Origin of the sequence: Streptoalloteichus tenebrarius (assembly GCF_024171885.1) — a bacterium.
GTDB classification, from domain to species: Bacteria; Actinomycetota; Actinomycetes; order Mycobacteriales; family Pseudonocardiaceae; genus Streptoalloteichus; species Streptoalloteichus tenebrarius.
This window is the reverse complement of the sequence record NZ_JAMTCP010000003.1, coordinates 21555-43644: the sequence shown is the minus strand read 5'-3', so window position 1 is coordinate 43644 and position 22090 is coordinate 21555. Positions and strand designations below refer to the sequence as shown.

At 72.5% G+C, this 22090-nt stretch carries 26 protein-coding genes and 1 pseudogene; 12 read left to right on the top strand and 15 right to left on the bottom strand.

Going from position 1 to position 22090, the window contains the following annotated elements:
* Positions 1 to 520: 520 nt before the first annotated feature.
* On the bottom strand, positions 521 to 1780 hold the full coding sequence (locus LX15_RS03835; protein WP_253668062.1) for an MFS transporter: 1260 nt from the start codon (positions 1778 to 1780) through the stop codon (positions 521 to 523).
* 97 nt (positions 1781 to 1877) lie between these two features.
* Between LX15_RS03835 and LX15_RS03830 the strand changes: the two genes are divergently transcribed.
* The gene (locus LX15_RS03830) at positions 1878 to 2261 is read left to right on the top strand and encodes an ArsR/SmtB family transcription factor (protein WP_253668061.1); all 384 of its coding nucleotides are present in this window, start codon (positions 1878 to 1880) and stop codon (positions 2259 to 2261) included.
* Positions 2262 to 2398: 137 nt separating this feature from the next.
* Here the strand turns inward: LX15_RS03830 and LX15_RS03825 are convergent, their stop codons facing one another.
* Both LX15_RS03825 and LX15_RS03820 read right to left on the bottom strand, forming a co-directional pair.
* The gene (locus LX15_RS03825) at positions 2399 to 2632 is read right to left on the bottom strand and encodes a DUF2795 domain-containing protein (protein ID WP_308213406.1); all 234 of its coding nucleotides are present in this window, start codon (positions 2630 to 2632) and stop codon (positions 2399 to 2401) included.
* A gap of 59 nt (positions 2633 to 2691) precedes the next feature.
* On the bottom strand, positions 2692 to 3228 hold the full coding sequence (locus tag LX15_RS03820) for a phenolic acid decarboxylase (protein WP_301303987.1): 537 nt from the start codon (positions 3226 to 3228) through the stop codon (positions 2692 to 2694).
* 168 nt (positions 3229 to 3396) lie between these two features.
* Here LX15_RS03820 and LX15_RS03815 point away from each other — a divergent pair, with 168 nt between their 5' ends.
* Positions 3397 to 3801: a hypothetical protein gene (locus LX15_RS03815; RefSeq protein ID WP_253668060.1), complete on the top strand. Its 405-nt coding sequence runs from the start codon at positions 3397 to 3399 to the stop codon at positions 3799 to 3801.
* Between the two features lie 137 nt (positions 3802 to 3938).
* Positions 3939 to 4391 (top strand): MarR family winged helix-turn-helix transcriptional regulator, encoded by a 453-nt coding sequence (locus LX15_RS03810; protein WP_191892487.1) that lies wholly within the window; start codon positions 3939 to 3941, stop codon positions 4389 to 4391.
* A gap of 91 nt (positions 4392 to 4482) precedes the next feature.
* Here the strand turns inward: LX15_RS03810 and LX15_RS03805 are convergent, their stop codons facing one another.
* The gene (locus tag LX15_RS03805; protein WP_253668059.1) at positions 4483 to 5046 is read right to left on the bottom strand and encodes a dihydrofolate reductase family protein; all 564 of its coding nucleotides are present in this window, start codon (positions 5044 to 5046) and stop codon (positions 4483 to 4485) included.
* 128 nt (positions 5047 to 5174) lie between these two features.
* Between LX15_RS03805 and LX15_RS32955 the strand changes: the two are divergent.
* A pseudogene (locus LX15_RS32955) lies at positions 5175 to 5462 on the top strand (hypothetical protein); the annotation flags it as partial.
* 29 nt (positions 5463 to 5491) lie between these two features.
* Here LX15_RS32955 and LX15_RS03795 read toward each other — a convergent pair.
* From LX15_RS03795 to LX15_RS03780, 5 genes are all read right to left on the bottom strand, one after another.
* Entirely contained in the window at positions 5492 to 5872 is a 381-nt protein-coding gene (locus LX15_RS03795) for a hypothetical protein (protein WP_253668058.1), read from the bottom strand.
* Between the two features lie 211 nt (positions 5873 to 6083).
* Entirely contained in the window at positions 6084 to 7190 is a 1107-nt protein-coding gene (locus LX15_RS03790; protein WP_253668057.1) for an acyltransferase family protein, read from the bottom strand.
* Between the two features lie 763 nt (positions 7191 to 7953).
* Complete coding sequence (locus LX15_RS32950) at positions 7954 to 8319, bottom strand: hypothetical protein (protein ID WP_308213405.1); 366 nt, start codon at positions 8317 to 8319, stop codon at positions 7954 to 7956.
* On the bottom strand, positions 8316 to 8879 hold the full coding sequence (locus LX15_RS32945; protein ID WP_308213404.1) for an alpha/beta hydrolase: 564 nt from the start codon (positions 8877 to 8879) through the stop codon (positions 8316 to 8318). The genes LX15_RS32950 and LX15_RS32945 overlap by 4 nt, the downstream gene beginning before the upstream one ends.
* Entirely contained in the window at positions 8872 to 9129 is a 258-nt protein-coding gene (locus tag LX15_RS03780) for a hypothetical protein (protein WP_253668056.1), read from the bottom strand. The genes LX15_RS32945 and LX15_RS03780 overlap by 8 nt, the downstream gene beginning before the upstream one ends.
* Positions 9130 to 9210: 81 nt before the next feature.
* Here LX15_RS03780 and LX15_RS03775 point away from each other — a divergent pair, with 81 nt between their 5' ends.
* Entirely contained in the window at positions 9211 to 9810 is a 600-nt protein-coding gene (locus tag LX15_RS03775; protein WP_253668055.1) for a TetR/AcrR family transcriptional regulator, read from the top strand.
* 433 nt (positions 9811 to 10243) lie between these two features.
* Here LX15_RS03775 and LX15_RS03770 read toward each other — a convergent pair whose 3' ends face one another.
* Positions 10244 to 11398: a cytochrome P450 gene (locus tag LX15_RS03770; RefSeq protein WP_253668054.1), complete on the bottom strand. Its 1155-nt coding sequence runs from the start codon at positions 11396 to 11398 to the stop codon at positions 10244 to 10246.
* Positions 11399 to 11623: 225 nt separating this feature from the next.
* Complete coding sequence (locus LX15_RS03765; RefSeq protein WP_253668053.1) at positions 11624 to 11779, bottom strand: hypothetical protein; 156 nt, start codon at positions 11777 to 11779, stop codon at positions 11624 to 11626.
* A gap of 492 nt (positions 11780 to 12271) precedes the next feature.
* Here LX15_RS03765 and LX15_RS03760 point away from each other — a divergent pair, with 492 nt between their 5' ends.
* Positions 12272 to 13441, top strand: coding sequence for an FAD-dependent oxidoreductase (locus LX15_RS03760; RefSeq protein ID WP_253668052.1), 1170 nt, complete (start codon positions 12272 to 12274; stop codon positions 13439 to 13441).
* 22 nt (positions 13442 to 13463) lie between these two features.
* Positions 13464 to 13808 carry a DUF2690 domain-containing protein gene (locus LX15_RS03755; RefSeq protein ID WP_308213410.1) on the top strand — a complete coding sequence of 115 codons (345 nt, stop codon included), beginning with the start codon at positions 13464 to 13466 and terminating at the stop codon, positions 13806 to 13808.
* 59 nt (positions 13809 to 13867) lie between these two features.
* On the opposite strand, the gene LX15_RS03750 is transcribed toward LX15_RS03755, so the two are convergent.
* Positions 13868 to 15076: an MFS transporter gene (locus LX15_RS03750; protein ID WP_372502312.1), complete on the bottom strand. Its 1209-nt coding sequence runs from the start codon at positions 15074 to 15076 to the stop codon at positions 13868 to 13870.
* Positions 15077 to 15122: 46 nt separating this feature from the next.
* Between LX15_RS03750 and LX15_RS03745 the strand changes: the two genes are divergently transcribed.
* Entirely contained in the window at positions 15123 to 15866 is a 744-nt protein-coding gene (locus LX15_RS03745) for an AraC family transcriptional regulator (protein WP_253668049.1), read from the top strand.
* Between the two features lie 15 nt (positions 15867 to 15881).
* On the opposite strand, the gene LX15_RS03740 is transcribed toward LX15_RS03745, so the two are convergent.
* Positions 15882 to 16505: a hypothetical protein gene (locus tag LX15_RS03740; protein ID WP_253668048.1), complete on the bottom strand. Its 624-nt coding sequence runs from the start codon at positions 16503 to 16505 to the stop codon at positions 15882 to 15884.
* Between the two features lie 299 nt (positions 16506 to 16804).
* Between LX15_RS03740 and LX15_RS03735 the strand changes: the two genes are divergently transcribed.
* Positions 16805 to 17299, top strand: a complete 495-nt coding sequence (locus LX15_RS03735; protein ID WP_253668047.1) for an SRPBCC family protein — start codon at positions 16805 to 16807, stop codon at positions 17297 to 17299.
* 561 nt (positions 17300 to 17860) lie between these two features.
* Here the strand turns inward: LX15_RS03735 and LX15_RS03730 are convergent.
* The gene (locus LX15_RS03730) at positions 17861 to 18442 is read right to left on the bottom strand and encodes a GNAT family N-acetyltransferase (RefSeq protein WP_253668046.1); all 582 of its coding nucleotides are present in this window, start codon (positions 18440 to 18442) and stop codon (positions 17861 to 17863) included.
* Positions 18443 to 18722: 280 nt separating this feature from the next.
* On the opposite strand from LX15_RS03730, the gene LX15_RS03725 reads away from it, so the two are divergent.
* From LX15_RS03725 to LX15_RS03715, 3 genes are all read left to right on the top strand, one after another.
* Positions 18723 to 19718: an NAD(P)/FAD-dependent oxidoreductase gene (locus LX15_RS03725; protein WP_253668045.1), complete on the top strand. Its 996-nt coding sequence runs from the start codon at positions 18723 to 18725 to the stop codon at positions 19716 to 19718.
* Between the two features lie 248 nt (positions 19719 to 19966).
* The gene (locus tag LX15_RS03720; protein WP_372502311.1) at positions 19967 to 20593 is read left to right on the top strand and encodes a HEAT repeat domain-containing protein; all 627 of its coding nucleotides are present in this window, start codon (positions 19967 to 19969) and stop codon (positions 20591 to 20593) included.
* Positions 20587 to 21609: a MerR family transcriptional regulator gene (locus tag LX15_RS03715; RefSeq protein WP_253668043.1), complete on the top strand. Its 1023-nt coding sequence runs from the start codon at positions 20587 to 20589 to the stop codon at positions 21607 to 21609. Before LX15_RS03720 ends, LX15_RS03715 begins: the two co-directional genes overlap by 7 nt.
* A 53-nt stretch (positions 21610 to 21662) precedes the next feature.
* On the opposite strand, the gene LX15_RS03710 is transcribed toward LX15_RS03715, so the two are convergent.
* Positions 21663 to 22052, bottom strand: a complete 390-nt coding sequence (locus tag LX15_RS03710; protein WP_253668042.1) for a tautomerase family protein — start codon at positions 22050 to 22052, stop codon at positions 21663 to 21665.
* Positions 22053 to 22090 lie beyond the last annotated feature (38 nt).

Sequence of the window (22090 nt, the reverse complement as noted above, 5' to 3'; positions counted from 1 at the left end):
GCTGGTCGGAGTGGCTCGACGTTCTCAGTCCAAGGGCGGCAGGGGCTGGCCGGCCGGCAGGACCGGACTGAACCGCAGTTCGTGGGCGAGACCAGCCAGCCAGTCGGCGACCCTTGCGGGACCGGTGCCCACTGGCCAGGTCTGGTTTCGCAGGTCGCACGCCGTGGCGGAGAGCATGTCGGCCGCCAGTTGGTGTGCGACCTCCTCGGCCGTGGCGCGGTCACATCTGGTGAGGCTCTGGACGACCCCGACGCGAGACGCGAGCCTCCCAGGTCGTGATGACGTTGCGTCGCGGCCTCATGACGGTGAGTCTGGTTCCGCGCACCGCAGGAGGGGCACGGGTCCTCCGCGGGCACGGCCCCACATCCCACGCAACCCTGCTTGCGGGGCTTGGTCGCCGGCGGTAGGGGCTGGGTGATCGAGGTCGTCCCGACGGGATGGCTTGACGCGGGGGTAGGGCGACCGAACGCGCGGGGTGACTCCGCGGTCGGGAGCCACCCCGCGCGTGCTGGTGTGGGGGTCAGGCGGATGTCGTCAGGCGGGGGCGGGCGGCGAGGACCACGGCGCCGCCGAGAACCGCGAGGGCCAGCAGGGCCGAGCCGAAGAGGGTGGCCCCGGTGGTGAGGCCCACCGCGTCGCTGAGGTAGCCGGCCGCGACGGGCAGGGCGCCGGCGGGCAGGTAGCCGCCGACGTTGAAGGCCGCGTTGGCCTCGGCGAGGCGGCGGGGTGGGACCGAGGAGTTGAGCAGGGACAGGCCGCCGAGCTGGCCCATGCCCTGGCCGGCTCCGGCCAGGAGGGCCGAGGTGACCAGGGGGGCGACCGCCTGGGTGTGCACGGCGGTGACGAGCGCGGCCATGCCGAGCGCGGTGCTCGTGGCCCCGGCGAGCAGGATCGTGGTGCGGGGCAGGGCGCGGACCGTGAACTGCACGGCGGTGGCGGTGGCGAACATCGCGAAGGCGAGGGTTCCCGCGACGGTCCTGCTGGGGGTGTTGAGCAGGGTGGCCAGCACGGACGGGCCGAGGGAGACCACGAAGGACGTGGCCGTGATGCCGGGGGCGAACACGGCGATGCCCAGCGCGAGGCGGAGGCCCGCGCCGCGGGGCACCCGGGGTACGCGGATCCAGGCGCCGGTGGTGGTGGTCGGGCGTGGCACCGGCATGCGCAGGGTGGCGAGCAGCGCGGTTGTCAGTAGGACGGCTTCGACGACGAAGACCGTGGTGGTGGGTGCGGGGAGGGTTTCGGAGAGCAGGCCGGCGAGGAAGGGGCCCAGGCCGGCGCCGAAGACCATGGCGGTGGAGGCCAGGAGGGCGGCCAGGCGTTGGCGGTGTGGTCCGGCGACGTCGGTGACCGCGGCCATGCCGGCGGAGACGACGGCGCCGACGGCGATGCCGGTGAACAGGCGGGCGATGAGCAGGGCGGTCACGGTCGTGGCGGTGGCGAAGATCGCGCAGGCGAGGAGGGAGAGGGCGAGGGCTGGCAGCAGCACGGGTTTGCGGCCCCAGCGGTCGGAGGCCACGCCGGAGACGAGCAGGGAGCCCAGTAGTCCGACGATGTAGCAGGCGAAGACCACCGTGAGGGTGCCCTTGGAGAAGCCGATGTCGTGTTGCCAGAGCACGTAGAGCGGTGTGGCGGCGTTGGACAGGACGAAGACGGCGGTCACGGGCCAGGCGGCCAGCCAGATCCAGCGGGCGGGTGCTGGTGGCGCGGCGGTGTTGGTCTGCTGGTCTTCGTGCTGTTCGGGGTGGGTTGTCTTGGCGAGTGTGGTTGCGCTTCGCGGCATGGTCGCCCCCAGGCAGGCTTGTACGAGTTGAGTCGAACTTAGCACCTAGTACGATCAGACTCGTACAGCAGAGCGCGGGGACAGAGGAGGAACCGACATGCCCGTGACCGGTCGGCCGGTGTCGGAGATCGTCAGGGAGCTGCCGGAGCCGCCCGGCCTGCCGGACCCGCTCCCCGAGCCTGCGGCCGAGGACATCCGGCTGGAGCGGGTGATGGCCGCGCTGAGCGATCCGCTGCGGCTGTTCATCGTGCGCAAGCTCCTCCTCGACCGGGAGGAGTTCGACCACCCCTGTGGCTGGTTCGGGCTGGACCGCCCGAAGTCCTCGCTGACCCACCACTTCCGGGCCCTGCGCGACGCGGGTGTCATCCGGCAGCGCCAGTACGGGCTGGAGCGGCGGAGCCACGTCCGGGTCAACGACCTCGACGCCCGGTTCCCCGGTCTGGTGGAGATGATCGCGGCCTGGAGCCCGCGCGAGGACTGAACGGCTGCTCAGGTCTCGCACCGGTCTGCCGTCGGCCTGCCGTCGGGAGCGGCGAGGGGCGTGGATGCGCCAGGCCGGCCGCGGACGCCGAACCCCGAGGGGTGCGGCGTCCGCGGCCGGCGGCGGTCAGGTGCGGGTCATCCCGACTGCTGGCCCATGGCCTCGCTGATGTCGTTGGGCGAGTTGAAGTTGTCGCGAGGCAGGTTCCGCAGGGTGTCCAGCACGTTGTCGTCCGCGCCCTGGGACTGGGCCGCCTTCACGACCTCGTCCTTGGTGGCGGGGTAGTCGATTCCCTTGAGGAACTTCTGCACCTGGATCGGGTTCACGGCCATGCTCACCGAGTACCCGGCGCCGCCGTGGGGAAGTCCCACTCCTTCAGGGAACGCTCGGGAACGCGTGCCGGCGGTCGTGGGCGCCGGGCGGCCGACGTTCAGTTGGTGCGGTCGGCCCAGCCCGGGGGCAGGTCGCCCGGGGCCACGGAGATCACCGAGTCGTCGTCGGGGCCGACGTACTCGTCGAGGGTGATCGTGGCGAACTCGGGGACGACGTAGATCGGGTAGGTGGGTCCCTGGTCGCGGTAGGCGCGCATCTGGTCCAGGTGGTCGTTCTGGAAGCAGACGGTGCGTTCGCCGTGCTCGCGGATCCAGTGCGGGAAGAAGATCACGCCGTGCAGGCGGCGCCGGCCGGGCATGATGTTGACCGCGACGGAGGTGCCGGTCGGCTCGGTCCAGGACACCTTGTAGCTGTCGTCGTCGAGCTGGACCAGGTCGACGTCCTGGTCCTTGACCCACCGGCCGCCGACGTGGCCGCTGTGGATGCGGTAGTCGATGGTGTGGTCGTTCTTGACGTACATCTCGTACTGCCAGCCGTTGGCGTAGGTGTAGACGAACCGGTGGCCGACGATCCCGGAGAGGTCCTGGGGCGGGACGGGGTTGGCCGGGTTCGTCGGGTGGGCGGTTGTGGTCATGGGGTGCCTCCTTGCTGTGCTGTTGGCGGCGCGCCACCGACCCCTCGATTTTGCCTCAAAATAGTTTTGAGCCAAAAGTGAGTTGGCGCACGGGCAGGGAGCCAGCGAGCCGCCGACGCCCGAGTCGCCGCCGTTGCCGCCCTGGTCACGGCGACTCAGGCTGGAGGCATGACGAGACCGTCCATGGATGAGCAGTGGTGTCTGGGCGACGTGGTGCGCGAGCTGCGGGACCGCCGCGCCCAGCTCGGCGACGACGTGCCGGTGGTGATGACGTGGGAGCCCTACCTCGGTCTGGCCGTGGTGGGGGTGACGGTGGCGGAGGACCAGACGGTGTGGCTCGGCGCGTCCGCCGAGGCGGAGCCGATGCGGCTGGGCGCGCTGGTCGACCGGCTTCTCGACCTGGAGCGGGAGGAGGGGCGCCGGCCTGACGCCCAGGTCGCCGTGGTCGTGGTCGAGGGTGACCACCAGGGGAGGACGGCGTGCGTGGTCGGGGTCGACCAGGAGGACGGACCCGACGGCCGCCCCCGGCTGGTGGTGCGCGTCGCGGCACGCCCTGCCAGCCACTCCCGCTGACAACCCACTGTCAACCCGCTGGCAACCCACGCGCATCGCGGGGTGCCTGAGCGGCCCTGGCGACCGGAGCGCGCCGGCCGCGGCGGTCGGTTCAGGACGAGATCGGTCGGTCCCGGTGCTCCCAGCACAATGACCGCATGGACACCGCGACCGAGTTCGGCCGTCTGTTGGGGCCGCTGCGGCGGGCCGTGCTGCGCACGCGACGGGCCGAGGGGCTTCCCGACCTTCCCGAGGCGCAGATCGAGCTGCTGCGTGTGCTCGCCGAGGCCGGCACGCTCACCCCGGGCGAGGCCGCGGTCCGGCTGAAGGCCGCGCCGTCGACCGTGAGCAACCTGGTGCGGACGATGGTGGCGGCGGACCTGGTGGAGCGCACCCCGTCCACCACCAACCTGCGCACGGTCCACCTGGCGGCGACGCCGAGGGCCCTGGACATGCTCGACCGCTACGACCGCATCAGCACCGCGGCCCTGCGGCAGGCGCTGGACAGCCTGAGCCCGCGCAGTCGTCAGGCGGTCGAGCGGGCGATTCCCGCGCTCGCCGAACTCCTGGTCGCGTTGGAGGGTCAGGCTTCGGGCGGCGGCAGAGCCTGACCACGGGGGAGGGGGCAGCGGCGGCGCGCGACCGGGGGCCGTGGTCGCGCCCGGCCGGCGCGCACGCGTCGTCCTCCCCGGGGGTTGGTGGTCAGGCCCGCTTCGGCTCGAAGTGCAGTGCGGTGATGCCGCAGTCGAACGCGCGGGCGTTGACGAGGCGAAGCCGGTGGTAGCTGCCGAGGTCGGGGAACACGGGCATGCCGGAGCCCAACGCGACGGGGTTGACGAACAGGTGGAGTTCGTCGAGCAGGCCCTCGGCGATCAGGCTGGACACGAGCGTGCCGCCGCCGTAGGCGATCATGTCGCGACCGGGCTGGGCCCTGAGCCGGTCGACGATCTCGCGGAGATCACCCCCGGCGACGGTGGCGTTGTCCCACGGTGACTCGGTGAGGGTGTTGGAGATGACCACCTTGGGGGTGTTGTTCATCTTGTCGACGCTCTCCTGCGGCTCGCCCTCCGGGCCCGAGGCCCACGCGGGGATGAAGCCCTCGGCCAGTTTGCGGCCCAGCACGATGCAGTCGACCGGTTCGGTGAGCGCGTCGACGTGGGCGTTGAGGTCGTCGGACCACGGGAGCGTCAGCCAGTCCATCTCGCCGTTCGGGCCGGCCATGTAGCCGTCGACGCTGGTCTGGACCTGGAGCTTGAACGTGCGCACGGTGGGGTTCCTTCCGCCGGTTCGGGTTCGCTGTCGGGTGTGGACGGTTGCTGGTCCGGCCCCGCGTCTGGGCGGCACGCTACCCACCCCGGCCGACAGAACGGCGTCGGCGACACCGCCGGGACCAGGTGAAACAGCGACCTCGCCTCGTTGTCGCCCCGTCGTGTGCGCGGCAGGCGTCCACTCGCGACGCCTGGCCGTGGACCGACCCGGAGGACACCCCCCGGGCTGATCTAGGCCAGGAACTGGCCGAGTTGGCTCCTGGCGTCGTGATCGTGAACCACGAGATCCGTTCGTTCCGCGTCGAGGTCGCCGAGGCCGAGCTGGGGGACCTGCGCGTCCGTCCGGCCCAGACGCGGTGGCCGCGGCAGCCGCCCGGCGAGGGCTGGAGCCGAGGAGTGCCGGTGGCCGTCCTCCGGGACCTGGCCGAGTACTGGCGCGACGGCTACGACTGGCGCGCGCACGTGGCGCGGCTGTGGGTGGAGTTGATGCGCCGCCTCGGGTACCAGCGCCACGGCGTGCGGACCTTCACCAACGGCTGGCACGACTCCCCAGTCGCGGCGCTGGCCTGGATGGCGCAGAAGTTCCGCGAGTTCAACGCCAGCGGCAGGCCCTGGGAGGAGGTGATCGACCGGGACGCGTTCCTGACCAACCTGAGCCTGTGCTGGTTCACCGGGACGTTCGGGTCCTCGGCGTGGCCGTACTTCGACGGCAGCGGGTTCGCCTGGCCGCAGGGGCAGAAGGACGTGCCGACCGGGGTGTACAGCGGGCCTCCCGGCATCCGGCGGCTCGCCGAACGCCACAACGCCACAACGCCATCGTCCACTGGCCGGAGGACAACCCGGGCGGCCCCCACTTCGCGGCCATGGACCAGGCCGGCCCGCTCGCCGCCGACATCGGGGCCTTCTTCGCGAAGCTCCGCTGACGACCCCTCGCGGCGGGCGCGGCACGCGATTGGCGTGCCGCGCCCGCCGCGTCGGCTGATGACTCGCCGCTGCCGCTCAGGACCTCGGCGAGTGCGTGACCGGCCGGGGGAGTCAGCCCCACCGCCGCATCGCGGGTTTCTCCACGAACACGTGCAGTGCCCACGCCAGCAGCACCGTCACCGCCAGGCTCGCCCCGACGAACAGCAGCAAGCCAGGAACGCCGTAGGACTGGTCCTGGCCGACCAGGCGGCGCATGGCGGCCAACACCGGCAGGTGCGCCAGGTAGAAGGCGAAGGAGATGCGGCCCAGCCAGTCCATGGCCGGTGTGCTCAGGAAACCGCGCCGTCCGGCCAGGTCGTTGCGCGCGGCGGCGGCGATGGTCAGCATCACCGGCACGATCGTCACCGCCGCGAACGCGTACGCCTTGGGCACGAACAACGCCACCACCGACGCGGCGGCCAGCAGGGCGGCCGACCAGCCGAGGGACGGCCCGGTCCAGCGGCCCGCGATCACCATCCGCGCCAGCACGATCCCCATCACGAACTCCAGCGCCCGCACCGGCGGGAACACGTACCCCAGCCACACCTGGCCCGACGGCGACAGGGTCAGGTCGCTCACCACGGCGACCACCACGACCGCGCTGACCAGGGCGACCAGCGTCAGACCCGACCGGCGCGGGGGAACGCGGCCCAACCAGCACAGCAGGAGGGGGAACATCAGGTAGAAGAACAGCTCGGTGGAGATGGACCAGCTCGGCCCGTTGCCGGCGACGGTGAACCGGTAGTCGGGAATCCAGCTCTGCACCAGGAACAGGCCGGGCACGTCCGCGGCCGAGGTGCCGGCGCCGGTCAGCAGCAGCACGCCGAGCGGGTAGGTCGCCAGGTGCAGCGGGTAGATCTTGACCAGCCGCCGGCGCCAGAAGCGGCCGACGGTCTCCGGACGTGCCGACCAGGTGAGGATGAAGCCGCTGAGCACGAAGAAGAACGACACCGCCGTCTGCCCCAGCGTGCCTACCAGGAACAGGTAGGTCGAGCGGATGTCGGGGTCGGCGGAGACGTGTAGCAGGTCGATGCCGTAGGGCAGGTCCTCGGCCTGGATGGCGAGGTGGAACAGGAACACCGACACCGCGGCGACCGCGCGCATGCCGGTGAGCGAGGGCAGCGCGGGTCTTCGCACGTCGTCGGTGGTCACCCGGTGCTCGTGGAACGTGATGGTCATCGAGACCTCTCCGTGTGGGGGAGGGGACGGACCAGGGAGGGGCCGCGAGAGATCGCGGCCGAGAGGGTGCTTTCGGTCCCTGGACCGGTCGCGCTCGGGCAGCGCCCGGCAGCCGGTGATCGGGTGAACCTGGCCGTTCGCGCCCGCATTCCCCGCACGGCAAGGATTTTCTGGTTGTCACCCGATTGTCGTAACCCGTTGGCAGTGGCGGCCGCTCAAGGCGCTGCCGTGGACCGTCTCTTATGGACTGGGCAGGGACCCGCCCGCCCCTCAGAGTGCTTTCCAGTTTCGGCAAAACCGTTGAGGTGTCGACTGGGCGGCCCGTTACGGTGGCGCCACGTCTGATGGGTTCGCCGGTGCGCGACAGGCGTCACCGGGGCGCGGCAGCGCGCGCCCCGGCAGCTTGCCTCACCCAGAGGAGGTCGGAAACCACGATGTGACAAGGGGTTCTTCTCTCTCCACATGGGACAGTCCAGACTGGACGGAGCGTGGCAATGCCATCTCGTCCTGACGGGAACCTGCCACGATCCCACGCGACCGCTCATCTCCGGAGGCGTGCGGAGGGCGCGGGCTGTCCTGGTGACGAGGCAGCGCAAGTCCGACCTTCTCGATCACGGCCTGTTCGCCGGTGTAGCCGTCCGGCGCGGGAGCGCGCTCCGGCCTCGCCGCTGGCCGCTGACGCCAGAGGGGGAGGGGCGTGGGCGCTCATCGCCGGCCTGGGGAGTTCGGCCTACACCAGGGCGGGCGCGGCGGGCCTCGGGGCTCAGTCGAGAAGGCTGGTGAGCACCCGGGCCAGCGGTCGGGGGTGCTGCGGGCCGAGATGAGGGGCGTCCAGCGTGTGGACGTCGAACCGGTTGCGCGGGGTCGCCTGGTCCGCTTCGGCGATCATCCGGTCCTGGAGCGCCGGGGGAAGTGCCCGGTCACGGGCGCAGCGCACGTAGGTGCGGGGGATCCGTCCCCAGGTCGTGGGCGCGCCGCGGGCGTCGTCGGTGCTCACGGCCCACACTTCGTCCGGCTCCATCGTGTTGAGGGCGGCCAGGAAGGCGGCGTCGTCCCAGTCGTGGGCGAGCGCGGCCTTCGCGGCGGTGAGGAAGCCGCGGTCCGCGCTCCGCCAGTTGGTGCGGGTCACCCGGTTCTGGCCGGGTCCGTCAGGCTGGGGATCGCGGTCAGCGACGAGGTCGCGCCCTCCGGGGTGGCGGTGAAGCACTCCAGGACGCTGCGGAGCCGGACGCAGCAGAACGCCGTGACGTACACCAGTCGCGCGATGAGGTGCGGGATCTCGTTGCCGACCCGGGTGATCGTGGCGCCGCCCATGCTGTGTCCGACCAGGATGACCGGCCCGTGCGCGGCGACCCGGCGCACGATGCGCGTGACGTGCTCGACGTTGTCGGCCAGGCGCAGTCTGGCCAGGGGCGACGGGGCGGCGGCCAGGGACGCGAGGTCCTGCGGGGCCTGGTAGGAGGGCGGGAAGTGGGCCGCCGGGCCGTGCCCGGGGAGGTCCACGGCCAGTGCCCGGTGACCGGCCATCGCCAGTTCGGCCACCAGCGGGGCGAAGTACCCCGCGTTGCCGTTGGCGCCGTGCACGAGCACGAAGGTCGGCCGACCCCGGGCACTCCACTCCCGCGCGCCGATCACGGCCGCGCCGATCACGGCCGTGCCGAGGAAGCCGCGACGGGACAGCTCAGCCACGAACGGTCCTCCTCCCGGGCCGACGGCGCACCAGCGCGTGGCCGAGCAGCGCGACACCGAGCGCGCCCACCACGAGATCCGACCAGCCGGGTGCGCCCGCCGACCGGAGCAGGCCCGAGACCCCGAAACTGGTCTGCCACAGCGCTTCGGTGACCGCGGACCCGAACCCCTGGACCAGCAGGACCACCCCGAGCACCCACTGGAGCGCCGAGCCGCTGCTGCGCCGTGCCCTGTCCGTCCTCTGCGCCATCTGGCGCCCTCCCTCGTTCCGATGCATGTGTATCGGAACGCTAGCACGGTTCCGATACACATGCATCGGTAAGGTGTGGTCATGCCGAAACAGGTGGACCACGACAGCCGGCGACGCCACATCGCGCAGGCGGTCTGCGAGCTGATTGGCCGGCGCGGGCTGGAAGGCGCGACCCTGCGCGAGGTCGCGGCGCAGGCGGGGGTGTCCATGGGCGCCGTGCAGCGGTGTTTCCGCGCCAAGGACGAGATGCTGGTCTTCGCGCAGGAACACGTGAACCGCAGGATCACCGAGCGCGCCCGGGCCCGGATCGCCGAGTCCCCCCAACCGGGATCGGTCACGACCATGCTGGAGCAGACGCTGGTCGCCATGCTGGCGGTCGACGGCGAGGACCTGCTCGACGCGCGCGTCTGGATGGCCTTCACCGCGCAGGCGACCCTCGACCCCGCCCTCGCCGAAGTCCAACGCGGCCACTACGCCGGACTCACCGAACTGCTCACCGTCCTGCTCCGCACGGGCCAGGAGAGCGGGCAGATCAGGGCCGAGGTCGAGCCCGAAACCGAGGCGGAGGCGCTCATCGCCCTCGCCGACGGGCTGACCGTCCAGGTGCTGCTCGGCAGGCACAGCCCCGAGTCGGCACGCGCCGCGATCCGCCGACGCACCACCGCACTACTGCGGACCTAGGTCGTGTCCGCAAAGCTGGTGTGGCGGATCTGGTGTGATCCCGAGGCGTGCTCCGCAGGCACGCGTCGACTGTGGTCACGGACCGGAACCCTGACGACGTTGGTGTCGAAGGTGCGGGCGATTGGCGATCTCGGCCGGAGGTGTGGGGCAGCTCCAGCACCATGCCGCCCACCAGCACGCGGCCGGTGCCCGCCGCGCCTCCGCGCCCCGCAAGGGGGAGGACACATCGGGCGGCGGGCATGGTGAGCCAGGCGATCACGCCATCAGCCGTCTCGGCCAACAGCGTCTGCACGTGCTCCTTGTCTCAGTCTTTTGGCACGATGATTTCAGTGTCAACCAAATTTATCACCTCCTAAAGACACAAAAGCAAAACAACAAGAAAGGCAAAGAAGGGGAAAGAAGGAGCCCCGGCCGGCGCTGGCTCGGGTTCGGCTCAGCCGCGCAGTCGGACCGGCAGGGCGATGAGTCGGCTGCCCTGGATGCCGCCGAAGTCGATCTGTCGGAGTTCGGCGAACGGGACGGCGAGGCGGGCGTGGGGGAAGTCCGCGCGCAGGACCTCCAGGACGACGCGCAGTTCCATCTGCGCCAGGTGCGCGCCGATGCAGTAGTGCGGGCCGGCGCCGAAGGTGAGGTCCTGCGCTCGGGGCCGGTGGGGGTCGGTGTTGATGCCCTGGATGTCGACGAGGATCGGGGCGTGGGCGGGGATCCTGGTTCCGGCCAGCTCGATCTCGCTGGTGGTGAACCGCCACAGGGTGAACGGCGCGGGTGGGTGCAGTCGCAGGGTCTCCTCGACGACCTCGTCGGCCGCGCCCGCCACGGCTGCCTGGTCGTCGCCGAGGGCGCGGGCGATGAGGAAGCCGAGGGACGCGTCGGTGGTGAGTTGACCGGCGAAGAGCAGCGCGAAGATCAGGTAGCGCAGTTGGTCCTCGGTGACGTGGGTGGGGAGGCGGTCGCGGAGTTCGGCGGCCAGGCCGTGCCGGCCCTCGCGCAGGGCGGTGGCGGCCAGGTCCATGAACGCCGCCACCGCGGTGGTTCGCTGGTCGACGTCGTCGGTGATCATGAGCCTGCTGGCCGCCATGGCCGCGTCGACGTGCTGTCGGGGAACGCCTAACAGGTCGCACAGGACGGTCAGGGGGAACCGCGTGGTGAAGTCGGCCATCAGGTCGACGGTGTCACCGGTGGCGGCCAGCGCGGTGAGCAGTTCCCGCGCGGTCGCGGTGATGTCCTCGGAGAACTGGCCCAGTCGTCGCGCGGAGAAGAGTGGGGCGTGGGCGCGGCGCAGCTCGGCGTGGGCCTGTCCGTCCAGTGTGGTGAGTGAGAGTCGTTCGTCGGCGCGGGGTTCCAGGCCGGCGGTGTGAGGGTTCCAGCCGTGCGGGGCGCAGGCGGGGTCCTTGCTGACGCGGGGGTCGGTGAGGACCTTCCTGGCCAGGGTGTCGTCGGTGACGATCCAGGCGGGGCCGCCGGCGGGGGCGTCGACGCGGACGACGGGTCCGGTGGCGCGGAGCGCGGCGTGGAGGGGGCGGGGTGGTGTGGGTGGGCGGACGGTGGTGGCGAAGGGGTCGATGCCGGCTCGGGGTGCGGTGGTCACGAGGCCTCCTGCGGAACGCCGGGCGGGTGCCCGGGGGTTCGTGCGAGCGGCCGTCAGTATCACCGGGTCAGCAGTCCTTGATCGACCGTTTCGTGATCACCTCGTGTTCTGGCCGTTATGTCCTGTGGCGGTGGGGAGCGGGCCGGCTCGGCCGGCTCCGTGTGTTCACCGGTGGCGGCGTGGCGCGCGCCGCGACGGCTGTGGGGAGCGGGGTCGTGGGGCGGGTCAGGACGGTGGCGGGCACATCAGGATGGTCAGGTCGCAGAGGAGGAAGTCGCTCTGCGCGTGGGTGCCGGGCGCGGGGAGCCGGATGTCGGCGATGCGGGTGGCGAGGTCCTCGATGAGCTGGTCGAGGTCCGCGAGTTCCGTGATGGGGTTCACCGGGTTCTCCCTCCCTGGTGGGCCGACGGCGTCCACTGCGGACGGTGGGCGCGTCGGGTGTCTTCACTGTCGCCCAGGGGGCGGGGAGTCGCCCGGTGATCATTTCGCCCTGCGGGGTGAGCGGTGGCGGGCCAGGTGGGTTGTCCACCGGTGGGCGGTGGGTGCCGGGCGGTGGGATGTGCCGTCGACGAGCGGCCGATGGCGTGGGGGCATGCGGGTGCTGGCCCGGCCGACAGACGTCGTGGTGGGTGTCGACGGCCTCGGTGGTGTCCTGACGGCCGTTGATCAGTGAGTTTGGCCGGGGTCGGATCGGGTGGACCGTCCACTGTGGACCACAAGGTGGCCGGGGTGGTGCCCCGCCCGCCGCGAACCCATGACCCCAAGAAGGGTGTAGTCATGACAAAAGGTTAGTGGTTGCACTTTTGAAGTGACTGTGGTCTTCTGGGGGTGCGTCCGGAGCACCGGCGCACCCGGAACGGAAGGACCCGCACCATGCGCTCTCCCCGCATCGCCGTCATCGGCGCCGGCCCCGGCGGCCTGGCCTGCGCCCGCGCCCTCCAGGCGCACGGCCACGCGGTGACCGTGTACGAACGGGAGACGTCCCGTCACGCCCGCTGGCAGGGCGGCACCCTCGACCTGCACGCCGACACCGGCCAGGCCGCCCTGCGCGCGTTGGGGCTGTACGAGCGGTTCCGCGACCTGGCCCGCCCCGAAGGTCAGGAGCACCGCGCGCTCGATCCCGCCACCGCCGCCCTCCGGCGCCACGACCGGCCGGGGGCCACCGACGACTACGCGCCCGAGATCGACCGGGGTCAACTCCGGACGCTGCTGCTGGACTCCCTCGCCGAGGGCACCGTCGCCTGGGGGCGTGCGGTCAGCGGGGTCACCGCGCTCGGCGACGGCGCTGCCCGGCTGCGCTTCGCCGACGGCGTGACCGAGGACGTCGACCTGGTCGTCGGCGCGGATGGCGCCTGGTCGCGCGTCCGCCCCGCGGTCTCCGAGGCCACCCCCGCCTACCTCGGCACCTCGATGGTGGAGACCTTCCTGGACGACGTCGACCGCCGTCATCCCGCCCTCGCCCGCCTGGTCGGCGACGGCACGATGGTCGCCGAGTCCGACGGGCGGAGTCTGTTCGCCCAGCGCAACAGCGGTGGCCACGTCCGCGTCTACGCGTTGCTCGACGTCCCGCTGGACTGGCACGTCGCCGCCGGTCTGGAGCTGGACGACACCGCGGCGGTGCGCGCGCACCTGCTGGGGCTGTTCGACGGTTGGCACGACAGCCTGCTGGACCTGTTGCGCCACAACGACGGCGGGTTCGTCAACCGCCCCCTGCACATGCTGCCCGCCGGGCACGCCTGGGAGCACGTCCCCGGCGTCACCCTGGTCGGCGACGCCGCCCATCTCATGCCGCCGTACGGCATCGGGGCCAACCTCGCGCTGCTCGACGGCGCCGACCTCGGGCAGGCCCTGGCCAGCCACGCGGACCTCGACGAGGCCGTGCGCGCCTACGAGAACACGATGCTGCCCCGATCGGCCGCTGCCGCCGCGGCGTGCCTGGAGCTGTCCGAGGCCTTGGCCGACGACGTGCCCGTGGACGTCGACGCGGTGCGCCGGTACCTGAACGACCGGGCCCTCCACTCCCACGCCCCGGACCGCGGGTGAGGGCGGACCCGGTCGACACCGGCTGCGCCAACGACGCCATCACCGCGCGCTCGGCCTACGGCAGGCTGATGGGCACCCCATCGTCCTGGTCGAACTCCGGTACAGCCCCCGCTGCACCACGGCGTGGGCGCGGGTCACCACTTTGAAGATGCCGCCCTGCCGCCCGGCGGGGGACCACTGCGCCCTGGCGGTCGTGCACCGCAACAGCGACGGCCGGGAGTACCGCTGCGAGACCCTGAGGGACCAACGGGGCTGCTACACGCCCCAGCTCAACAACAACGGGGTGACGTCCTACGCCGTGGGTTTGCTGCCTACGGCCCCCCACACCGCCTACGCGCAGACGGACTCCTATCTGCTGTCACGTTGACGGACGAGCCGTGGGTGCCCACCAGCAGACCGGTGGCCACCCACGGCTCGTGGCGGAGGTCAGCGGTCGGCGCGGGGCAACCCGCCGGTGGCGTTGGCAGGCTCGGCAGGTTGGGCGGGTGACGGCGTGCCGGGTTCGGGCAGGGAGCGGAACAGCAGCCAGGCCAGGGCGGGCATCGCGATCAGCGGGATGAGGGCGACCTGGAGGGAGGTGGCGTCGGCGACGGCGCCGAGCACGGGGCTGGCCAGGCCGCCGATGCTGACGGTCAGGCCGAGGGTGATGCCGCTGGCGGTGCCCACGCGGGTGGGCAGGTAGTCCTGGCCGAGGGTGACCTGGAGGGAGAACGGGACGTACAGACCGGCGGAGGTCAGCGCCACGAACACGAAAAACGCCGGGCCGGGTATGAACACGACGCCGGCGACGGCGACCACGGTGAGCAGGTAGGACCAGCGCACGACGGTGACCCGGTCCCAGCGGTTGGCCAGGTTGCCGCCGATCACCGTGCCCACGGCGCCGCCGAGGTAGAGCACGACCAGGGCGGCGGTGCCGGCGGGGGTGCCGCCGCCGGTGCGTTGGTGGGCGTAGAGCGCCAGGAAGGTGCTCAGGCCGGTGAAGGCGATGGAGCGGCAGACCACGGCCAGTGACAGCCGCACGAACGAGCCCCTGTCGTCGTCGCGGGTCGGGGCGGCGGCGGTGGAGCCGGGCCGGGTGGTGGCGCGGAGGGCGCGCAGCGCGGGCAGGCAGAGCACGCCGCCGGCCAGGGCGGGGATGACCAGCAGGGGGGACAGGCGCAGGCCGCCGGTGGCGACCACGACGGCCACCAGCAGGGGCGCCAGGGCGAAGCCGATGTTGCCGCCGAGGGAGAACCAGCCCATGGCGGTGTGGCTGCCCCGGCTGGCGAGACGGGCCACGCGCGCGGCCTCGGGGTGGTAGGCGGCCACGCCGATGCCGGACAGGGCGGCGAATGCCAGGGTGAGGGGGTAGGAGCCGGTGACGCCGCTCAGCGCGATGCCCGCTCCGCCCAGCAGGGTGCTCGTCGGGAGCAGCCAGGGCATGGCCCAGCGGTCGGTCAGCGCGCCGAACAGGGGTTGCGCCACCGAGGACAACAGGGACGCGGCCAGCACCACGCCCGAGGCGGCCGCGTAGGTGTAGGCGCGTTCGGCGAGGAAGAACGGGACGAGCGCGGCGACCGCGCCCTGGTAGACGTCCACGCAGGCGTGCCCGACCGCCAGCAGGATGATCGTGTGGTTTCTCGGCACGCCCGCCATGCTCACCGCCGGCCGGGTTGTCGTGCTTTCGTTAACCTGCCAAGCGATGACGAGAATCCGCCACGAGCCGGTCGCGCCGACCCGCAGCCAGCGGCTGCCGTCGGGGTCCACGATCGACCCGCACCGGCACGACGACCACCAGATCGTCTACGCCGCGCGGGGTGTCCTGGCGATCACGACCGACGCGGGGTCGTGGGTGGTTCCGGCGACCCGGGCGATCTGGGTGCCCGCGGGGACGGTGCACGCCCACGAGGCGCACGGGGATCTGGAACTGCACCTGGTGGGCCTGCCGGCCACGGACAACCCGCTGGGGCTGGAGGAGCCGTCGGTGTTGGCGGTGGGGCCGTTGTTGCGGGAGCTGATCCTGGCCTACACCCGCGCGCCGCGGGAGGACAGCCCGGAGCGGAGTCGGTTGCGGGCGGTGTTGCTGGACCAGTTGCGGGCCTCGCCGCAGCAGCCGGTGCACCTGCCCGCCCCGAGGGATCCTCGGCTGCGGGCGGTGTGCGCGGCGCTGCGCGCCGATCCGGCCGACAACCGGACATTGGCCGCGTGGGGCAAGCAGGTGGGTGCCAGCGACCGCACGCTGTCGCGGTTGTTCCAGACCGACCTCGGGATGGGTTTCCCGCAGTGGCGCACCCAGCTCCGGCTGCACCGGGCGCTCGTGCTGTTGGCCGAGAACACTCCGGTGACGACCGTGGCACACCAGTGCGGGTGGTCGTCGGCCAGCGCGTTCATCGACGTGTTCCGCCGCGCCTTCGGCCACACCCCGGGAGCGCACCAACGCCAGTGAGGGAGACGACGAACGTCATCTCGTGGGGCGGGGAAGGTGGGCGGCGGCCTGGGTGACGCGGTCCAGCAGCGCCTCGTCGCGGGTGCCGGTCAGGGGTTCGGACTGGGCGATGACCGTGGTGGCGCCGTCGGTTCGGGCCCGGTAGAAGCGGCCGGTGAACCGGGTGCCGGCGTGCTGGGGCAGTTCCTGGGACAGCTCGGTGATGTTGCCACTGCCCTCCCGGTCGGCCAGCTCCTTCAGAGCGTCGGCGCTGGCCCGGTCGGGCATCTCCGCCCAGGCGACCGCCACCAGCACGCGGTGGCCCTGTTCGCTGGCCTCGTACAGGGCGCGGGCCAGCGCCAGGCACGGGGTGGTGTCGAGGAACCGCTTCACCTCGCCGTAGGCGTGGGCGCCGCAGGGCAGGGCGTGTGAGACGCCGATCGGGGCGAAGGTGGGGCCTACCTGCTGGGCGGGGGCCGCTGTCGGCTCCTCCTGGCTCCCCTCGCGGTGGGTGGCCAGGAGAGCGCCCACGCCCAGGAGGAGGGTGAGGGGGATGAGGGCGAGAAGTCCGGCTCCTCCGCCACCTCGGCGCGGGGCGGAACGCGTGTGCGCCCGGACCGTCGTGCCGTCCCGCCTGGTGTACCTCCGGACGTTGACCACGGCATCACTCCCTGGTGAGGGGGTCGCCGACGGTCCTTCGGCCCGGGGCGTCGCCGGCCTTCCTTCCGCTCTCCCCGTTGTCGCGGGTGAACCAGCGGCGACGGGGAGAGCGGTCCCGTGTTGATCACTGTCATCCTGCCGCGTGGAGTGGCGAGCGGCGCTCACTCACACGGGTGTGATCACCAGCTGGTCGCGGCGTGGCCTGGAAGGGGCGAGGCTGCCGGTTCTGGGCGTGCGCGTCGGGCTGCGGGGGCGCAGGGTGGGGGCGCAGCCCCGCCGCCGCGACGAGGAGCACCGCCATGGGCACCACCAACGACGACGCCTCCGCCGACACCGTCCTGTCCATGCCCTCGGACCACGAGGTCGTCCTGACCCGGGTCTTCCAGGCGCCGCGTCAGCGCGTCTTCGACGCCTTCACCCAACCCGAACACGTGCGGCACTGGCTGCTGGGACCGCAGGGGTGGCGGATGCCGGTCTGCGAGATCGACCTGCGCCCCGGCGGGAGCTGGCGGCACGTCTGGCGCAAGGACGACGGGACCGAGATGGAGATGAGCGGGGAGTACCGGGAGGTCACCCCGCCGGAACGGATCGTCAACACCGAACGGTGGGGCGGGGACTGGCCGGAGACGGTGAACATGGCCATCTTCACCGAGGACGCCGGCCGCACCACGGTCACCGTCACCATCCGCTACCCCTCGCCACAGGCCAGGGACGCCGCCCTGGGCACCGGGATGAAGGACGGCGCGGCCCAGAGCTTCGACCGCCTGGCGAGCTACCTGCACACCATCGCCTGATCCCTGTCCAGGGCAGGCGCGATGACGGCTCAAAGCAGTCGCGGATGCGTTGGAGATCGGCGATCTGCTCGTCCCTGCGGGCCTTCTCGGCGCGCAGCCGCCCTCGTGACTCCGGGTTGCTCCTCGTGGCCTCGACGCACGGAAGCGGGTCGCGGATCGCACGGCCGGATCAGTTACCCCGGGCGAGGACGTGGTCGAGGTAGCGGCGCGCTGGACCCCCGCGTGTGCGGGGACGACGCCCGTCCCCGGGCGCGGGCCAGGCGCGGGATGGAACCACCCCCGCGTGTGCGGGGACGACGGCGATGAGTCTTGCGACGGTAGCCGCTGGCACGAACCACCCCCGCGTGTGCGGGGACGACCACGACTGGACTGGGCCGCCACCGGCACGATGGGAACCACCCCCGCGTGTGCGGGGACGACACTTTCTGACGTGGCACTTTATCGCGCGGAGTCGCGGGTTTCATCCAGTTGGTTTCGCGTGTTCCCGGCGCTGGGCTCGGAGCGGGGAGCCGGAGCGTCCTCCTCGCTCCCCGCCGGGGCGTGGGACTGGCCGGGATCTGGTCAGCGTTCGCCGTGGGTGGTCCGGCGGGCCTCCGCGGCGGCGCGCCACTCGGGGGCGAGCACCGACCAGATCTCGATGTCCTGCCGCTTCCCCCGGTACGGGTAGCTCTCCCGCAGCACGCCGTCCCTGGTCATCCCCAGTCGTCGGGCCACGGCGATGCTGGGCTCGTTCTCCGACGACACGTGCCACTCGACGCGGTGGATGCCCCGTTGCTCGACCGCCCAGTCGATGACCAGGCGGGCGGCCCTGGTGACCAGGCCCCTGCCCGCCGCCGAGGGCTCCAGCCAGCAGCCGACCTCGGCCGTGCCCCGCGCGAGGTCCATCGCCGGGATGACGATCCCGCCGACCAGCGCGCCGTTCCACCAGATGCCGTGGATCCGCCCGGTGTCGGCCAGGGTCCGGTCGGCGTAGCTCTGGAGGTAGGCGCGGCTGGACGCCAGGTCGGTGACGAGGTCCGCGAGCGGGACGTGCTGGGCGATGAACTCCCGCCCCCGGTCGATGTGGGCGAGGAATTCCTCGGCCTGCCAGGGTTCCAGCGGGCGCAGCTCCGCGCCGTCCTCGCCCAGGGAAATCGCGTACATCGCCACACTCCGTGATCACTGTCGGCCGCTCGTGCGAAGGATCTTCGCATGCGGGTGACATCGGTCGGGCGGCAATTTCGGTCCGCGTTCGGCCGGCAGGGCGCGCGCGGGGCCGAGTCCACTGTGGCCGGAAGAGTCGGGTGTGCCCCGGGGATCGCGGGTGACCGATCGTGATCAGTCCAGTGTGCACGGTCCCGCCCGGCGATCTCTTGCTGATGCGGCAACGAAGTTTGTCGACCGGGGCGGGCGGGGCGCAGGGTTCGCGGCGGAGGTGGTCGCCGTGACGGGGACGGAGAACGTGTCAGCCAAGGACTCGGTGGACTCGGTGTACGACGTGGTCGTGGTGGGAGGGGGCGCGTCGGGTCTCAACGCCGCGCTGGTGCTGGGCCGGGCCCGGCGACGGGTGGCGGTGGTGGACGCGGGCCAGCCGCGCAACGCCCCGGCGGAGCACATGCACGGGTTCCTGTCCCGGGACCGCACCTCGCCCGCCGCGCTGCTGGAGGTCGGCCGCCACGAGGTGGCCCGCTACGGCGTGCGCCTGGTCGAGGGCAGGGTGGACCAGATCGAGGCGGTCGCCGGCGACGGGGAGGCGCCCTCGTTCCTGGCGCAACTGGCGGGCGGGCCGGTGCTGCGCGCCCGTCGGGTCCTGGTGGCCACCGGGCTGCGCGACGAGCTGCCCGCCGTCGCCGGCCTGCGCCAGCGGTGGGCCAAGGACGTGCTGCACTGCCCGTACTGCCACGGCTACGAGGTGCGTGACCAGCGGATCGGTGTGCTGGGCACGGCCGAGGGGTCGGTGCACCAGGCGTTGCTGCTGAGCCGGTGGTCGGAGGACGTGGTGTTCTTCCCGCACACCCTGGGGTTGGGCGAGGAGGACCGCGAGCGGTTCGCCGCGCTGGGGGTGCGCGTGGTCGACGGCGAGGTCACGCAGTTGGTGGCGCACGGTGACCGGCTGCGCGGGGTCGAGATGGCCGAGGGGCACGTGGTGACCCGGGACGCGTTGTTCGTCGCTCCGCGCATGGTGCCCCACGACGCCCTGCTGACCACGTTGGGTTGCCGGACCGGCGCCGACGGCTGGGTGATCACCGATCCGTCGGGGCGCACGAGCGTGCCGGGGGTGTGGGCGGCCGGCAACGTGGTGGACCAGCGCGCCCAGGTGATCACGGCGGCGGCCCGGGGCGCCGCGGCGGCGATCGCCCTCAACCATGACCTGCTGGAGGAGGAGATCGCGCAGGTCATGGTCGCGCGCCGTGGCGCGTCGGCGGTGGCTGTGCGCTGACCTCGCGTGAGCGGTGTCGAACTGGGGGTGGGGTGGCTCGGCCGGTGCGCCACGCGCCGCGCCGAGCCACCCCGAGCTGAGCGTCCGCTCACTCCGGGCCCCCGCGCGCTTGACCTTGACACTGTGACAAGGTCTTGGCTGCTGCGCAGGAGGTGGTTCCCATCCACTCGACACCCAGCAGTTCACAGGAGACCCGCCTGCGTGAGGCGTTGAGCGCCGGGAGCTCGTCGACGCGCCTCCAGGCGGTCATGGCGATCGGCACGCGCCCCGACCCCGGCCTGGTGGACGCGCTCGTGGCGCGGTGCGCGGTCGAGCCGAACTTCTTCGTGCGCGAGATGCTCACCTGGGCGTTGACGCGCCTGCCCGCGGAGATCACGGTCCCTCGTCTCCTCGCGGAGCTGCGGTCCGAGCGCGCCCAGGCCCGCGGCCAGGCGCTGCACACGCTGTCCAAGATCGGCGACGGCGGCGCGTGGCCCGCGATCACGCGGTCGTTGCTGCACGACGCCGACGACGAGGTCGCGCGGAGCGCGTGGCGTGCCGCGGTGGTGCTCGTGCCCGCCGGAGAGCGCAGGGGGCTGGCCGAGGACCTGGCGGCGCAACTGGGGCGGGGCGACCGGAACGTGCGGCTGAGCCTGAGTCGGGCGCTCGTCGCGCTCGGGGACGTGATCGAGCCGATCCTGCGGGCGGCGCAGGCGAGTGAGGACCCGGCGGTGCGCGCGCACGCCCGCGCGACCGAGCGGCTGTCGCGCGACCCGGACTCCGGTTTCGACCTGGCCGTCGACGAGGCGAAGCGGATCGTCGCGCTCGGTCGCGAACCCGGTCGGGAGCCCGATCAGGAACCTGGCCAGGAGCCCGGGGAGGGGCCAACGTGTTGATCGGGGAGGTGGCGCGCCGGTCCGGGGTGAGCGCGCGGATGCTCCGGCACTACGAGTCCCTCGGGCTGGTGCGCCCCACCGGTCGCACGGTGGGCGGCTACCGCGAGTACTCCGAGGAGGACATCCAGCGGATCTTCCACGTGGAAGGGCTGCGGTCCCTGGGGTTGTCGCTGCGGCAGGTCGCACGCGCCATGGACGACCCGGCGTTCACACCGTCCGCGCTGGTCGGCGACCTCATCCTGCGGACCGAGGACCGGCTGAGGCGGGAGCGGGAGCTGCTCGACCGGCTCCGGGCGATCGACGGCTCGGCGCCGGCGGACTGGCGGGGCGTCCTGCGCGTCGTGGAGCTGCTGCGCGGGCTCGACTCGCCCAGCGCGGCGCGCCGACAGCAGGCCGTCCTGGCTCCGGCCGAGGACGTGCCGGTTCCCGCCGAGGTGTTGGCGCGGGCGGTTCTGGCCGAATCCGATCCGCACGTCGCCGGCGCTCTGCGGTGGGCTCTGGCGCGGGCGGGCGCCGACGGGGTGGCCAGCGTGGCCGCCGGTCTGCGCGCGGAGGAGGTCGACGTCCGGCGGCGTGCGGTCCTGGCGATCGCCGAGATGCCCGGTGACGAGGCGGCCGCGGTGCTCGTGGACGCGCTCGGGGACTCCGACGCGACGGTGCGCGCGCACGCGGCGGTGGCCCTGGGCGGGCGTGGTGAGGCCGCGGCCGTGCCGGCGCTGGTCGAGATGGTGGTCGGGGGCGTCAACGACGTCGAGGCGGCCGAGGTCCTGGGGGCGTTGGCGCTGGACCCCGGGCGCGCGGAGCGGATCATGAGCGCGTTGGTCGACGCGCTCGCCGCGCACACCGCGGACTCCGCCGTGCGGATACGCCTGACCCAGGCGTTGGTCGAGATGCCGGCGGCCCTCGCGCGGGACGTCCTGCGGTCGCTGGCACGGGACGATGATCGGGCGGTCGCCCTCGTCGCCTCGGCCCTGGTGGGCGTGCTCGAACGGCGGTCCCATGAGGACGGAGGGTGACGAGCCGGGGTGGTGACCACCCGGTCGGCGTCTCCTCCTTGCCTAGAGGGTTCTCAGGGGGAGTCGAGGTACTGGGCCAGCCCGTGGCCCAGTGACCAGTCCGCCGGTTCGTTCTCGGTCAGGGTGACGAACACGTTGCGGGGTTCGGTGCCGGCGTACTCGTGGGCGAGTTCGGCGATCCGCCGGTACAGGGCCCGCTTCCGCTCCTGGGTGCGGCCGGAGCGCAGGGTGATCGCGATGTACACGATGCCCTCGTCGCGGGGCACGCCGAGGTAGTTGTCGTACCGCAGGGTGCTGGTGACGCCGTCGTGGCTGACCAGGACCTGGAAGTGGTCGTCGGACGGGATGCCGAGCGTCTCGACCAGGGCCTCGTGCACGGCGCGGCCGAGCGCGTCGAGCTGGTCCTCGTCGGCCCGCAACGCGTCGATGCGCACGAAGGGCACGGTGGTGGTTCTCCCCTCGGGTCGATGGGGTCGGCGAT